Origin of the sequence: Streptomyces lasalocidi, assembly GCF_005280215.1 — a bacterium.
GTDB lineage: Bacteria > Actinomycetota > Actinomycetes > Streptomycetales > Streptomycetaceae > Streptomyces > Streptomyces longwoodensis.
Map to the genome: position 1 here is coordinate 651,809 of NZ_SZNQ01000001.1, position 15,024 is coordinate 666,832.

At 74.1% G+C, this 15,024-nt stretch carries 10 protein-coding genes; 4 read left to right on the forward strand and 6 right to left on the reverse strand.

Going from position 1 to position 15,024, the window contains the following annotated elements:
* From E4U91_RS02725 to E4U91_RS02740, 4 genes are read right to left on the reverse strand one after another with little or no spacing between them, the layout of a single operon-like run.
* Window positions 1–1,416 (reverse strand): STM4012 family radical SAM protein, encoded by a 1,416-nt coding sequence (locus tag E4U91_RS02725; RefSeq protein ID WP_137305030.1) that lies wholly within the window; start codon window positions 1,414–1,416, stop codon window positions 1–3.
* Entirely contained in the window at window positions 1,413–2,228 is an 816-nt protein-coding gene (locus E4U91_RS02730) for an STM4013/SEN3800 family hydrolase (RefSeq protein WP_137310635.1), read from the reverse strand. Before E4U91_RS02730 ends, E4U91_RS02725 begins: the two co-directional genes overlap by 4 nt.
* Window positions 2,229–2,283: 55 nt before the next feature.
* Window positions 2,284–3,516: an STM4014 family protein gene (locus E4U91_RS02735; protein ID WP_137305031.1), complete on the reverse strand. Its 1,233-nt coding sequence runs from the start codon at window positions 3,514–3,516 to the stop codon at window positions 2,284–2,286.
* Window positions 3,513–4,469: an STM4015 family protein gene (locus E4U91_RS02740; protein WP_137305032.1), complete on the reverse strand. Its 957-nt coding sequence runs from the start codon at window positions 4,467–4,469 to the stop codon at window positions 3,513–3,515. The genes E4U91_RS02735 and E4U91_RS02740 overlap by 4 nt, the downstream gene beginning before the upstream one ends.
* Before the next feature lie 168 nt (window positions 4,470–4,637).
* Here E4U91_RS02740 and E4U91_RS02745 point away from each other — a divergent pair, with 168 nt between their 5' ends.
* The 3 genes from E4U91_RS02745 to E4U91_RS02755 all read left to right on the forward strand — a co-directional run bounded on the left by E4U91_RS02745 (window position 4,638) and on the right by E4U91_RS02755 (window position 8,967).
* Window positions 4,638–4,964: a hypothetical protein gene (locus E4U91_RS02745; RefSeq protein ID WP_137305033.1), complete on the forward strand. Its 327-nt coding sequence runs from the start codon at window positions 4,638–4,640 to the stop codon at window positions 4,962–4,964.
* A gap of 116 nt (window positions 4,965–5,080) precedes the next feature.
* A complete protein-coding gene (locus tag E4U91_RS02750) occupies window positions 5,081–6,139 on the forward strand; it encodes a DUF6745 domain-containing protein (protein ID WP_422070931.1) in 1,059 nt (352 codons plus the stop codon).
* Between the two features lie 278 nt (window positions 6,140–6,417).
* Window positions 6,418–8,967 (forward strand): discoidin domain-containing protein, encoded by a 2,550-nt coding sequence (locus tag E4U91_RS02755; RefSeq protein ID WP_137310637.1) that lies wholly within the window; start codon window positions 6,418–6,420, stop codon window positions 8,965–8,967.
* Between the two features lie 78 nt (window positions 8,968–9,045).
* On the opposite strand, the gene E4U91_RS02760 is transcribed toward E4U91_RS02755, so the two are convergent.
* Window positions 9,046–12,420, reverse strand: coding sequence for a pyruvate carboxylase (locus E4U91_RS02760; RefSeq protein ID WP_137305034.1), 3,375 nt, complete (start codon window positions 12,418–12,420; stop codon window positions 9,046–9,048).
* 366 nt (window positions 12,421–12,786) lie between these two features.
* On the opposite strand from E4U91_RS02760, the gene E4U91_RS02765 reads away from it, so the two are divergent.
* Window positions 12,787–14,109, forward strand: coding sequence for a lipase family protein (locus tag E4U91_RS02765; protein ID WP_137305035.1), 1,323 nt, complete (start codon window positions 12,787–12,789; stop codon window positions 14,107–14,109).
* Between the two features lie 86 nt (window positions 14,110–14,195).
* On the opposite strand, the gene E4U91_RS02770 is transcribed toward E4U91_RS02765, so the two are convergent.
* A complete protein-coding gene (locus E4U91_RS02770) occupies window positions 14,196–14,972 on the reverse strand; it encodes a chitosanase (protein ID WP_137310638.1) in 777 nt (258 codons plus the stop codon).
* Window positions 14,973–15,024 lie beyond the last annotated feature (52 nt).

The window sequence follows — 15,024 nt, forward strand, 5'->3', positions numbered from 1 at the left end:
CTACTTCCGTTCGTACGCGGCCATCGCGGCCCGTACCGCCGGTGAGAACAGCTCCGGGCCGATCGCGTCGGAGTGGGCGAGGCCCTCGGGGGTGAGCCGCAGCCGCGGCGAGCCCGGTCCGTCGTCCGCCAGCCAGCCGCGCTCGGCGAACCGGTCGAGCTCGGGGCCGAAGTGGTCGGCGGGGCCGGCGCCGAAGCGGGCGCGGTAGTCGCCGGCGTCCAGGCCCTCGGCCTGCAGCAGGGACTGCAGCAGGTGCCGGCGGCGCGCCTCGTCCGCGGTCATCCGCCGGCCGTGCTCGGCGCGGGCGAAGTCGACGGCCGGGCGGGACACGTAGTCGTCGATGATGCCGCGGATCTCGTGCATGTCGACGGCGTAGTCGAACGAGTAGTGCAGTCCGGCCGTGTACGAACGGGCGCCGCAGCCCAGGCCGATCATGCCGTCGGTCTGGCAGGCGTAGTCGTCCGCTCCCTGGGGCGGTGCGTCGGCGCGGCGGAACATGCGCATGGACTGCTGCGTGTAGCCGTGCGCGAGGAGGTGGTCGCGGCCGACGCGGTACAGGCGCAGCCGCTGCGCGTCCCAGGCCGGGTCGGGGCCGCCGCGGCGGCGGTCGAGGCCGGTGAGGGGGCGGACGTAGAGCGGGTAGAGGTACAGCTCCTCCGGCCGCCAGGCCAGGGCCGCGTCCAGCGAGTGGAGCCAGGTGGCGTCCGTCTGCCCGTCGATGCCGTAGATGAGGTCGATGTTCAGCACCGGTACGCGTGCCTCGCGGACGCGGGCGAGGGCCGCCTCCACGTCCGCCCGGCGCTGGGGGCGGACGGCGGCGCGCGCCTCGGTGTCGATGAAGCTCTGCACGCCGAGGCTCAGCCGGGTGGCGCCGCGCTCGGCCAGGACCGCGAGGCGGTCGGCGGTGGCCGTCGCGGGCGAGGCCTCCACGGACAGCGGCACCGCCCGCAGGTCGGCGCCCATGCGGTGCTCGGCGATGTCGCACAGCCGGGTCAGCTCGGCGGCGGTCAGGAAGGTGGGCGTGCCGCCGCCGAACGCGGCCGTCGCGAAGCGGACGCCGCCCCGGGCGCCGGCGCCGCCCGCACCGTCCTGGCCGTCCGCGCCGTCCGCGCTGGACTCCAGGGCCTCGCGGACCGCGGTCGCCTGGCGGTCCAGCGCGTCCAGGTAGGCGGTGGTCAGACCGTCGGGGGCGCCGATCCGGGTGAACAGGTTGCAGAAGCCGCAGCGGACCTCGCAGAACGGGACGTGCAGGTAGAGGGAGAGCGCGTCCTTGGGCTCGTCCGCCCACAGGGTGCGCAGCGCCGGGCGGTCGGGCAGCGGGCGGTACGCGGTCTTGTGCGGGTAGGCGTAGACGTAGCTCTGGTAGGGGGACGCCGGGGTGGCCGTCCCCGGTGTCGCGGTCGCCGTCGCGGTCATGGGGTGGTCGCCTCCCCGTCGAGGAAGAAGTGGGCGTACGGCACGGTCCAGACCGACGGGTGGCCGATGCGGTGGCCGGTGTAGCCGTCGTCGCCGTAGGCGGTGCCGTGGTCGGAGCAGACGACGGCGAAGCAGCGGCGCCTGCTGCTCGCCGCGGCGAACAGGCGGCCGATGTGCCGGTCGACGTACTCCAGCGCGGCGGCGTGCGAGGCGCGGGTGTCGCCGGCCTCGCGGGTGGCGCCGGGCAGGTGGAACCAGTTGGGCTGGTGCAGCGCCGAGACGTTCACGAAGAGGAACAGGCGCCGGTCGGCGGGCAGTCGGCACACGACGCGCTCGGCGCAGGCCACCTGGGCCTCGAAGGAGGTGGGTGAGGCGACACCGAACTCCGGTTCCCAGTGGGCCTCCTGGAACAGGCCCGGCAGCACCGAGCCGAGCGGGCCCTGCCGGTTGAAGAAGCCCACTCCCCCGACGCACACCGTGTGGTAGCCGGCCGCGGCGAGGCCGCTCACCAGGTCGGGGGTGTCGTACACGTACGTGCCGTCCGCCGTGGTCTCGCTGCCGGCGAAGCGGGCCGCGAACAGGCGCGGGTGCGGGCCGGGGGTCGCCGGGGTGGGCAGGAACCCGGCGAAGATCGCCTGGTGGGAGGCGTAGGTGAAGCTGCCCGGGGCGTGCCGCTCCTCCCAGCGGCCGCCGGGGAGGTGACGGGCGAGGTTCGGCAGGCGGCCCGCGGCGGCCAGTTCGGCGGCGACGTCGTGGCGCAGGGTGTCGAGGGTGACGAGCAGCAGGTCGTGGCTGCCGACGACCTGGTTCATGTCCGGGTGCGGCGGGGGCGGCGGGACGCTCGGCGGGTGGTGCGGGGGTGTCGGGTCAGGCGATCGCATGAGCGGATCCCGTTCTGATGTCGTGCGGGTGGAGCGGGTGGTGCTTGCCGTGCGGGTCGTTCGGGCGGTTCGGGTCGTCGGCGTCCTGCGGGTCCGGCGAGCCGGGTGCGCTCGCCGACCCGTGACGGCGCAGTGCCGCGGTGACCTGGGCCGCGTACGTGTCCCGGCCCTCGGCGCCGCTGCCGGGGAGCCCGGTGAGGCGGGGCAGCAGGTCGCCGAAGGCGTTGACCTCGCCGACGGCCACCCGGCGCCAGCCGATGGCCGGGAGGAGGTCCACGCCCACGCACAGCGTGCGCGGGAAACAGGCCGCGGCCCGCTCGCACACGGCGAGGACGTCCGTCCAGCGGGCGCCCGCCGACGCCACGGCGGCGCGGGCCTCGTCCAGGTCCCCGCGGCGCCCGCCGAGGTGGAGGTTGGTCAGCGGTGCGGTGCTGGTGCGCACCACGGCGTGCGTGGCCCGGCCGTCGACCACGACGACCCGCAGGTCCGCGGCGCGGCCCCGCTGGGACGCCTTGGGCAGCCAGCGCTCCAGGTGGAGTCCGTCCGGGGCCAGCGCGTCCACGACGGCCGCGATCTGCCGCTCGTCGGTGTAGCGGCGGATCCGCAGGGAGTTGAACAGGCGGCCGTCCGGGGCCAGTTCGACGGAGGTGGTGGCCCGGATGCGGCCGCCGCCCGCCGACTCCACGGCGAGCACCCCGGACGCGGACGACCCGTGCGCGAGCTTCACGAACAGCCGCGGCATGCGGTGCTCGCGCATCAGCGCCCGTACGTCCTCCCAGCCGCGGACCGGCGGGGCGCCGGGACCGGAGGTGGGCGAGGCGGGGACGGGCACCCCGGCGGCGGCCAGGACGGCGTGGCAGCGGCGCTTGTCGAACAGCACCGCCAGGTCGTCCGGGTCGTCCAGGCGCCGGCCGCCGCGCAGTCCGCGCAGGGCGGACGTGAACGTGGTGTACCAGCGGGCCGAGCCCTCGACGCGGGTCGGCTCGTCGGTGCCGCGCAGCAGCCGGTCGACGTGGGCGTCCTCCCCCGGCGAGTCGAGGCGGACGACCTCCTCGGGCGCGAAGTCGGCGCCGCCGTCGCGCAGGACGTCCGCCCAGGGGACGACGCGGGGACCGGGCAGGCCGGCCGCGCGCACCGCGTCGGCGAACAGGTCGACCCGGCGGTTGCCGGGGTTGCCCACCACCGCGAAGCGCACCGTGGCCGGCCCGCCGGAGGTCATTCGCCCACGGCGACGTAGCGCCAGACCGTGCCGTCGCCGTCCTGGTCCTCCTCGGCGTCGCCGCGGTCGAGGTCCAGCTCGACACCGGCCGGTTCCAGGGTCCGGCGCAGCCGCTCCAGCAGGGGTTCGCCGATGTAGTGGTGGTGCAGGTCGAGCTTCTTCAGGTGGGTGAGCGGCTGGCCGCCGAGCAGCGCGGCGGCGCCCTCGTCGGTCAGGACGCCCATCGACAGGTCCAGCGTCTCCAGCCGGGCGACCACGGGCGCGGAGGCCACGGCGGCGGCGACGGCGTCCTGCATCTCGCTGTTGCGCAGGGCCAGGTGGCGCAGGCGCGGCAGGCGGGCGCCGGACAGGATCGGCTCCAGGTCGGACGCCTCGCTGTCGCCGCCGTAGTCCGGGGTGCCGAGCCACAGGTCGAGGTGTTCGAGGGCGGGCAGGTCGCTGGCGCCGACGCCCCGTACGACGTCGGCGGGCAGACCGCCGGCCTCCATCGTCAGCCTGCGCAGCGCCTCGTGACGGACCGCCGGGAAGCGCAGTTCCGTCCCGCCGCGCACGCCGAGCTCCTCCAGCGCGGGGAAGGCGGTCAGGAGCGGGGTGACGTCGGTCTGGTTGATCCAGGAGATCTCGCACTCCTCCATCACCATGTCGCCGAGGAACAGCGCGCGCAGGGCGGGCAGCCGGTCCCGGGCCGCGACCAGGGCCTCGACGACGGCGGACGGGCCGTCCTCGTACGCCTCCTCCCAGGCGCCGACGACCAGCGCGCGCACCCCGGTGGTGTCGACCGCGTCGAGGAAGCGGGCGAAGGCCGTCACCCACTTCTCGTCCGCGTCGTAGGTGTCGCTGGTGATGCGCCAGGCCACCGAGTCGGGGGCGGGCAGTTCCGCCTTCGCCTCGGGGCCGGGGAAGGTGAACGCGGGCAGCCCGTGGAAGGCGTGCAGGTGGTCACCGATGGTCATGCGGCTGCTCCCGGGGGATGGACGGACGCGGTGTGTGTGGTCGCAGTTCTACCAACAGGCACTGACACCGCCCGGGCCGGGGCGGGCTTCGGGGGCGTTGTCAGTGGGGGCCCCTACTGTCGCGGTCGTGAGGGGCGGCGCACGGGGCGCCGCCGGAGGGGAGCACGCATGTACCGGCAGGGAGACGTCCTGCTCGTGCCCGTGGCCGACGAGGCGGTTCCGTCCCATGTCGCGGGCGCGCCGCGGGAGGCGAGGGACGGACGGGGCCGGCTGGTGCTGGCGCTGGGCGAGGTGACCGGCCACGCCCACGCGGTGGTCGGTCCGGGCGAACTGGTGCGGGAGGCAGGGCCGTTCGGGCCGATGCTGCTGCACCTGCCCAAGGGCGGCCGGGTGGTGCACGAGGAGCACGCGGCGATCGCCCTGCCGAAGGGCTGGTACCGGGTGATCCGGCAGCGCGAGTACGTGCCGGGGTCGGTGCGGATCGTGGCGGACTGAGGCGGGAGCGGCGGACGGTGACGCGGGTGTCGGTGAACGACGGGGAGACGGTGGCGGCGATGAGGGGTGCGCGGACGGTGGCGGAGACGGAGACGGTGGCGGTGGCGGTGGCAGGGATGACGGATGAGGTGCCGGCGGGGCCGGACGCATCGCCGGCGGGGCCGGGGAGCGGCACGGCGGTGGACCTGGACGCGGTCGCCGAGTGGCGCGCGTGGGCCGCCTCGACGGCGCCGGCCGATCGGGCGCGGGCCGAGGCCGGGGTCCGGCTGGCGTACCGGCGGGCCGGCCTGGCGGGGCCGGAGCGGGTGGTGTGGGCGGCGTCCCCGCGCGAGGCGGTGACGCTGGTGCGGGCGTTGCGGGACCCGGGTCCGAGTGTGCGCGAGGCGGTGCGCAGCACCCCGTGGGCGCGGGAGCGGGCCCGGCTGCACGCCGAGTTGGGTCCGCAGGGCTGGGCGGCGCACTGGTCGGCGACCGGTGGCCGGCTGTGGGACTTCACGCAGACGCTGGTCGACCGGATCCGCGCGGGTGTGCTGGACGAGCTCGGTGACGGTGCGGAGACCCGGCTGGTGCTGCTGGACGCGGTCCTGGGGCAGCACGACGCGCCGTGGCTGGCGGCGTTCGCCACGCGGGAGGGTCCGCTCGACGGACTGGCCGAGGTGTGCCGCGCCGCGGGCTGGTGGTGGCCGTACCCCGAGGTGGCCGTGGTGTGCGAGCGCCCGGTCGCCCTGCACCGGGACGAGGCCGGGCGGCTCGACCGCGGCGACGGCCCGGCGCTGGCCTACCCCGACGGCTTCGCGCTGCACGCGTGGCGCGGCATGCCGGTCCCGGCGGCGTTCCTGGAGGAGCTGCGGACGCTGACCCCGCAGCGCATCCGGGACGAGGAGAACGCCGAACTGCGCCGGGTGATGCTGGAGTTCTACGGCTACGAACGCTACCTGGCCGACTCCGGGGCCCGCCCGCTGCACACGGACGAGACCGGCACGCTGTGGCGGATCGACCTGGTCGGGGACGAGCCGGTCGTGATGGTCGAGGTGCTCAACTCCACCCCGGAGCCGGACGGTTCACACCGCACGTACTGGCTGCGGGTGCCGCCCTCGACCCGGACCGCCCGGGAGGGCGTGGCCTGGACGTTCGGCCTGGACGCGTCGGTGTACGCGCCGCTGACCCAGACCTGAGCGGGGGCCGGGCCGCCGACGCCCGTGCGGGGTCCGCGCGTTGGGCCCACACCTCCACAGCTTGAACGCGGGTGCCGCCGCCGCGCGGCACCCGTGGTCAACGTTTCAAAGATTCCTGCTGCCGACGTCTTGCCGTGACACTGGGGTCATCAGTTAAATCAAGCCGTGAACTAAGCCGTGGGGCCGCCCGTTCCGGCTAGTGATCCCGTTCGTGCTTGCCACACCCCTGTTCGTCGCATTTGCCGCACTCGTCGCATCCGCAGGGACACCGTATGAGACTGAGAAAGAGATCGCTGGGTGTCGCGCTCGCCGCCACCGCAGCGCTGATCTCCCTTCCGACCACCCACCCCTCCGCCGTGGCCGCGGACGCCCTGCTGTCGCAGGGCCGCACCGCCACGGCCTCCTCCACCGAGAACGCCGGCACGCCCGCCGGCTACGCCGTGGACGGCTCGACCACCACCCGCTGGTCGTCGGCCGCGACCGACAACCAGTGGCTCCAGGTCGACCTGGGCGCGAGCGCCTCGGTCAGCCGCATCGACCTCAACTGGGAGGCCGCCTACGGCAAGGACTACGTCCTGCAGATCTCGGCCGACGGCCAGAACTGGTCCGACCTGAAGTCCGTCACCGGCGGCGACGGCGGCACCGACTCCGTGACCGTCTCCGGGCAGGGCCGCTACGTCCGCATGCTGGGCGTGCACCGCGCCACGCCGTACGGCTACTCCCTCTGGGAGTTCCAGGTCTACGGCTCCGCCGGCGGCTCCACGGCCTCCTGCGGCACGGCCAACGCGGCCCAGGGCAAGCCCGCTTCGGCGTCCTCGACGGAGAACGCCGGCACCCCCGCCTCCGCCGCCTTCGACGGCAACACCGCGACCCGCTGGTCCAGCCAGCCCGCCGACCCGCAGTGGGTGCAGGTGGACCTGGGCTCCGTGCAGGACGTGTGCAAGGTCGACCTGAACTGGGAGGCCGCGTACGGCAAGGACTTCCAGATCCAGGCCTCCGCCGACGGCCAGAGCTGGACCACCCTCAAGAGCGTGACCGGCGGGACCGGCGGCCAGGCGTCCTACGACGTCAGCGGCTCGGGCCGGTACGTGCGGATCAACGGCACCGCGCGGGGCACCGGGTACGGCTACTCCCTGTGGGAGGTCGGCGTGCACACCGGCTCCTCGGGCAACGGCGGCGGCCCGATCCAGGGCGGCGGCGACCTCGGGCCCAACGTCATCGTGGTCGACCCCTCGACGCCCAACCTGCAGCAGAAGTTCGACCAGGTCTTCGCCCAGCAGGAGACGGCCCAGTTCGGCAGCGGGCGCTACCAGTTCCTGCTGAAGCCGGGCACGTACAACGGGATCAACGCCCAGCTCGGGTTCTACACCTCCATCTCGGGCCTCGGCCTGAACCCGGACGACACGCAGATCAACGGTGACGTCACCGTCGACGCGGGCTGGTTCAACGGCAACGCCACCCAGAACTTCTGGCGTTCGGCGGAGAACCTGGCCCTGCGGCCCGTGAACGGCACCGACCGCTGGGCGGTCGCCCAGGCCGCGCCGTTCCGCCGCATCCACGTCCAGGGCGGTCTCAACCTCGCCCCGAACGGCTACGGCTGGGCCTCCGGCGGCTACATCGCCGACTCGAAGGTCGACGGCACCGTCGGACCGTACTCGCAGCAGCAGTGGTACACCCGCGACAGCTCGGTCGGCGGCTGGACCAACGGCGTGTGGAACATGACGTTCACCGGTGTGCAGGGCGCCCCGGCGACGAACTTCGACAGCGGCCCGTACACCACGCTGGACACCACCCCGGTCTCCCGCGAGAAGCCGTTCCTGTACCTGGACGGCAGCGAGTACAAGGTGTTCGTGCCCGCCAAGCGCACCAACGCGCGCGGTGTGTCCTGGCCGGCCAACAGCGGCGGCACGTCGCTGCCGCTCAGCCAGTTCTACGTCGTCAAGCCCGGCGCGACGGCGAGCACCATCAACGCGGCGCTCGCCCAGGGCCTGAACCTGCTGTTCACGCCCGGCGTGTACCACCTGGACCGGGCCATCGAGGTCACCCGCGCCAACACCGTGGTCCTGGGTCTCGGCCTGGCCACCCTGGTGCCGGACGGCGGCGTGGACGCGATGCACGTGGCGGACGTGGACGGCGTGCGCCTGGCCGGCTTCCTGATCGACGCCGGCACGGTCAACTCCGACACCCTGCTGCGGATCGGCCCGGCCGACGCGAGCGCCGACCACGCGGCCAACCCGACCACCATGCAGGACGTGTTCGTGCGCGTCGGCGGAGCGGGCGCCGGCAAGGCCACCAACTCGGTCGTGGTCAACAGCGACGACGTGATCATCGACCACACCTGGCTGTGGCGCGCGGACCACGGCGACGGCGTCGGCTGGGACACCAACCGGGCCGACTACGGCCTGCGGGTCAACGGCGACGACGTGCTCGCGACCGGCCTGTTCGTCGAGCACTTCAACAAGTACGACGTGTACTGGGCAGGTGAGCGCGGCCGGACGATCTTCTTCCAGAACGAGAAGGCGTACGACGTGCCCAACGCCGCCGCCATCACCCACGACGGCATCGTCGGCTACGCCGCCTACAAGGTGGCCGACACCGTGAACACGCACGAGGCGTGGGGGCTCGGCAGCTACTGCAACTTCACGACCGATCCGTCGATCGTCCAGCACCACGGCTTCCAGGTGCCGGTGAAGTCCGGCATCAAGATGCACGACCTGCTGGTGATCTCGCTCGGCGGCAAGGGTCAGTACGCGCACGTGATCAACGACACGGGCGCGCCGACCTCGGGCACGGACACCGTGCCGTCGAAGGTGACCTCGTTCCCGTAGGACCCGGTCCCCGACCGGTGGGGGGCGCGGGCTTCGGCCCGCGCCCCCTTCGTCGTGTCCGGCTCCTCCCCGGCCCCCTCAGGCCAGTTCGACGAGCAGGTCGCCGCCCTCCACCTGCTGGATGCGGGTGATGGCCAGGCGGCCGACCCGGCCCGCCCTCGGGGCCGTGATGGCGGCCTCCATCTTCATCGCCTCGATGGTGGCGATGGTGGCGCCGGCCTCCACCTCGTCGCCCTCGGCGACCGAGAGGGTCACCACGCCGGCGAACGGCGCGGCCACGTGGCCGGGGTTGGCGCGGTCGGCCTTCTCGGTGGCGGGCACGTCGGAGGCGGCGGCCCGGTCGCGGACCTGGATGGGCCGCAACTGGCCGTTGAGCGTGGCCATCACGGTGCGCATGCCGCGCTCGTCGGCCTCGCCGACGGCCTGCAGCTCGATCAGCAGGCGCACACCGGGCTCGAGGTCGACGGCGTACTCCTTGGCGGGGCGCAGGCCGTAGAAGAAGGCCTTGCTGTCGAGCACGCCGGTGTCGCCGTAGGTGTGGCGGTGCGTCTCGAACTCCCGTGTCGGGGCGGGGAACAGCAGCCGGTTGAGGGTGGCCCTGCGGTCCTTCTCCAGGCCCTCGCGGTCCTCGGCGCCCAGTTCCTGGACGGGCTTGGCCGCGGGGCGGCCCTGCAGCGCGCGGGTGCGGAACGGCTCGGGCCAGCCGCCGGGCGGGGTGCCGAGTTCGCCGCGCAGGAAGCCGATGACCGAGTCGGGGATGTCGAACCGCTCGGGGGTCGCCTCGAAGTCCTCGGGGGTGACGCCCGCGCCCACCAGGTGCAGGGCCAGGTCGCCGACGACCTTCGAGGACGGGGTGACCTTCACCAGCCGGCCGAGGATGCGGTCGGCGGCGGCGTACATGGTCTCGATGTCCTCGAAGCGGTCGCCGAGGCCGAGCGCGACCGCCTGGGTGCGCAGGTTGGACAGCTGGCCGCCGGGGATCTCGTGGTGGTAGACGCGCCCGGTGGGCGAGGCGAGGCCCGCCTCGAAGGGGGCGTAGACCTTGCGGACGCTCTCCCAGTACGGCTCGAGGTCGCCGACCGCGCGCAGGTCCAGGCCGGTGGGGCGGGGCGAGTGGTCGGTGGCGGCGACGATCGCCGACAGCGACGGCTGGGACGTGGTGCCCGCCATGGAGGCGACGGCGCCGTCCACGGCGTCGGCGCCGGCCTCGATCGCGGCCAGGTAGGTGGCGAGCTGGCCGCCCGCGGTGTCGTGGGTGTGCAGGTGCACCGGCAGGTCGAACTCGCGGCGCAGCGCGGAGACCAGCGTCGCGGCGGCCGGGGCGCGCAGCAGGCCCGCCATGTCCTTCACGGCCAGGACGTGGGCGCCGGCCTCGACGATCCGCTCGGCGAGGCGGAGGTAGTAGTCGAGGGTGTAGAGCCGCTCCCCCGGGTCGGACAGGTCGGCCGTGTAGCACAGGGCGACCTCGGCGACGGCGGTGCCGGTGGCGCGGACGGCGTCGATGGCGGGGCGCATCTGGTCGACGTCGTTGAGGGCGTCGAAGATGCGGAAGATGTCGATGCCGGTGGCGGCGGCCTCCTGCACGAAGGCGTCGGTCACCTCCGTCGGGTACGGCGTGTAGCCGACGGTGTTGCGGCCGCGCAGCAGCATCTGCAGACAGAGGTTGGGCACGGCCTCGCGCAGGGCGGCCAGGCGCTCCCAGGGGTCCTCGGCGAGGAAGCGCAGGGCCACGTCGTAGGTGGCGCCGCCCCAGCACTCCAGGGACAGCATGTTGGGCAGCGTGCGGGCGACGACGGGGGCCACCGCGAGGAGGTCCTTGGTGCGGACGCGGGTGGCGAGCAGGGACTGGTGGGCGTCGCGGAACGTGGTGTCGGTGACGCCAATGGTGGGCGACTCGCGCAGCCGGCGGGCGAAGCCCTCGGGGCCGAGGTCGACCAGGAGCTGCCGGGACCCGGCGGGCGGCTCGCCCTCGGGCAGCGGGGGCAGCTTGACCAGGGGGTCGAGCAGGTCGGGGCGTTCGCCGTGCGGCTTGTTGACGGTGACGTCGGCCAGGTAGGTGAGCAGCTTGGTGCCGCGGTCGGCCGAGGAGCGGGCGGTGAGCAGGTGCGGGCGCTGCTCGATGAAGGAGGTCGTGACCCGCCCGGCCCGGAAGTCGGGGTCGTCCAGGACCGCCTGGAGGAACGGGATGTTGGTGGCGACGCCGCGGATGCGGAACTCGGCCACGGCACGCCGCGCGCGGCCGATCGCGGCCTGGAAGTCGCGGCCCCGGCAGGTCAGTTTGACCAGCATCGAGTCGAAGTGGGCGCTGATCTCCGTACCGGCGTGGGTGGTTCCGCCGTCGAGGCGGATGCCCGAGCCGCCCGGGGAGCGGTAGGCGCTGATGCGGCCGGTGTCGGGGCGGAAGCCGTTGGCGGGGTCCTCGGTGGTGATGCGGCACTGCAGGGCCGCGCCGCGCAGGGTGACGGTGTCCTGGGACAGGCCGAGGTCGGCGAGGGTCTCCCCGGCGGCGATGCGCAGCTGGGCCTGGACCAGGTCGACGTCGGTGACCTCCTCGGTGACCGTGTGCTCGACCTGGATGCGGGGGTTCATCTCGATGAAGACGTGGTTGCCGTCGCGGTCGAGCAGGAACTCCACGGTGCCGGCGTTGCGGTAGCCGATCTCGCGGGCGAAGCGGACGGCGTCGGCGCAGATCCGGTCGCGCAGCTCCGGGTCGAGGTTGGGCGCGGGCGCCAGCTCGATGACCTTCTGGTGGCGGCGCTGGAGGGAGCAGTCGCGTTCGTAGAGGTGGATGACGTTGCCCTCGCCGTCGGCGAGGATCTGCACCTCGATGTGGCGGGGTTCGACGACGGCCTTCTCCAGGAAGACGGTGGGGTCGCCGAAGGCGGAGGCCGCCTCGCGGGCCGCGGCCTCGATGGACTCGCGCAGCTGCTCGGGCCGGTCGACGCGGCGCATGCCGCGCCCGCCGCCGCCCGCGACCGCCTTGACGAAGACGGGGAAGCCGACGTCGTCCGCGGCGCGCACGAGTGCGTCGACGTCGGTGGATGGCTGCGAGGAGCCGAGCACGGGCACGCCGGCCGCGCGGGCGGCGGCCACGGCGCGGGCCTTGTTGCCGGTGAGCTCCAGGATGTCGGCGTCGGGGCCGACGAAGGTGATGCCCGCCTCGGCGCAGGCGCGGGCCAGTTCGGGGTTCTCGGACAGGAACCCGTAGCCCGGGTAGACGGCGTCCGCGCCCGCGCGGCGGGCCGCGCCGACGATCTCCTCGACGGAGAGGTAGGCGCGCACCGGGTGTCCGGGCTCGCCGATCTCGTGGGCCTCGTCGGCCTTGAGCCGGTGCAGCGAGTTGCGGTCCTCGTGGGGGAAGACCGCGACGGTGCGCGCTCCCAGCTCGTAGCCGGCGCGGAACGCCCGGATCGCGATCTCGCCTCGGTTGGCGACCAGCACCTTGCGGAACATGCGGATCCCTTCAGCCTGCCGGTGACGGGACCATCGTGTCGGTGTCGCCCGGCCAGTGCCATGTGAGCCGGGCCACTCACCGCGCCGGGTCCCTCGTCCGCGGGTACGGCCGCGCGCCGCGCGGTGTTCACGCACGGTTACATTACCGAACCGTAACCTACCGACCAGTACCGCCGGTAACCCCGCCCCCGTTACCGTCCTGACACTCCGTCTACAACGGTGCGCGGTCCGGGCCGGGACGCCCGGTGCCGCGCGCCGTCGCCGGCCCCGCCCCACGGGACCGGCGAACGACCCCGCCCCACCGGGTCGTTGCGTCACCGAGCCGCAGAAGCGGGCTCGGCCTCCCCACGTTCCGGAGGTCCCGCCATGCCCACCCCTGCCCGCATCCTGGCCGCGGCCGTCACCACCGCCGCCTGCCTGGGCACCACCGCCCTCCCCGCCGCCGCGGGCCAGAACGGCGCCGTCGTCTCACGCGGTGTCACCATCCCGGCCTTCTACACCCCGCCGGACACCCTCCCGTCGGCCGACGGCGCCCTGGTGCGCAGTGAACCCCTGCACCTGGCGCTGAGCCTGCCGGGCCTGGACGGGCCCCTCCCGGGCACGGCGACCCGGCTGATGTACAAGTCCACCGACTCCAACGGCGCGCCCGTCGCCGTCACCGGCGCCTACGTCGAACCGTCCGCCGCCTGGCGCGGCGGCGGCCCCCGCCCGCTCGTGGTGCTCGCCCCCGGCACCATGGGCCAGGGCGACCAGTGCGCCGCCTCCCTCGGCCTGGAGCACCCGCTGGTGATCGGCGCGGGGACCCTGTCCGTCGGGTACGAGGACCTGGCCGCCTACCGCCTCCTGGCCCGCGGCATCGCGGTCGTCGTCACCGACTACGCGGGCCTCGGCACCACGGACCGGCTGCACACCTACGTCAACCGGGTCGACGAGGCGCACGCCGTCCTCGACGCCGCCCGCGCGGCCCGCGCCCTGCCCGGCAGCTCCGTCACCGCCGCCTCCCCCGTGGCCCTGTACGGCTACAGCCAGGGCGGCGGGGCGACGGCGGCCGCCGCCGAGCTCCAGCCCTCCTACGCCCCCGACGTGCGCCTCGCCGGCACCTACGCCGGCGCTCCCCCGGCCGACCTGGTGGAGGTCACCAAGGCCATCGACGGCAGCGACCTGGCCGGCGCCCTCGGCTGGTCGGTCAACGGCTTCCTGCAGTCCGACCCGGAGCTGCGGCCGATCGCCGAGTCCCACCTGAACGCGACCGGGAAGGCGGCGCTGAAGGACCTGTCGACCATGTGCGTGGGCGACGCGCTCCTCGCCTACAACTCCGCGCGCAGCACCGCCTGGACCACCGACGGGCGGTCCCTGAGCGAGATCATCGCCGCCGAGCCGAGGCTGAAGGCGTTCCTCGACGACCAGCGCATCGGCACCCTCAAGCCGGCCTCGCCCGTGCGGGTGGCCACCGGCACCGCCGACGACCTGGTCCCGCACCGACAGGCCCGCGACCTCGCCGTGGCCTGGTGCGCCAAGGGCGCCGACGTGACGTACAAGCCGGTGGTGCTGCCGGACCTCGGCCGGTCGATCATCAACCACGTCACGCCGCTGCTGACCGACCAGGGCGCCGCCATCTCCTGGCTCACCGACCGCCTCGAGGGCGAGCGGGCCGGCTCGAACTGCGCGTCGCTGCCGCTGCGGCCCTGAGGTGCGGGTCCCGTGACGTGCGGCGGGGCCGCCGGGTGAGTGGCCCCGCGGGCCCCCCCGGCGGCCCCGCCTCCCGCGTCGGCCGGTCAGCCGATGTGGTAGCTGTCGCCGTAGACCTTCCAGTCCAGCGGCGGGTTCAGGTCGAGGTTGCCGTTGCGCAGGAAGACCCGCTGCACCGTGTCGACGCGGCTGGTGTCGCTGTGCGCCTCCTCCTGCTTCATCGCCCACACCCGGGCGTCGAGGAAGGCGTTGAGGTACGTCGTCTCGTTGCCGCCCTGGGCCGGCGGCTTGGCGCTGCGCAGCGCCCGCTTGCGGATGTTGCGGAAGCTGGTCGGGTCGTCGCCGTCGCCGTGCATGACGATCGCGTCGTAGTACGCGAACTGGCCGAGGGCGCGCAGCCCGTCGGTCTTGCCCTGGCGGACGGCCGGGTTGAAGTAGACGCGGTCGCGCTCGTCGTTCTGCGCCTGCTGGAACGCCGTGTCCTGGGCGGCCCTGCGCCAGTCGCGCGGGAAGTTCGGGTCGAGGCCGGAGTGGGAGTCGGTGCCGTCGACCCGGCGCAGCGCGGGCAGGTAGCCCGCGAGGACGTTGCCGGGCTTGCGGTCGGTGTAGAGCTGCACCAGGTCGAGCATGTCGCCGGTGCCGGAACAGAAGCCGATGATGCCAGCGGTGTAGCCGCGGCCGTCGCCGATGTCCTCGATGTACTGGTACTGCGCCTTCCAGTCGAGCGAGGAGTTCTCCGCGCTCGACACCAGCTTCATGGCGATCTCCTTCTTCGCCGGGTCGTCGAGGCCGACCGCGGCGAGCGGCCGGGTCGCCGCCTCGCCCGGGGAGGCGAGCAGCGGGGTCGCGGCCAGGGCGCCCATCAGGGCGATGACCGTGCGACGGGAGGTGCCGGCGGGTCCTGCTGTGTCGTCG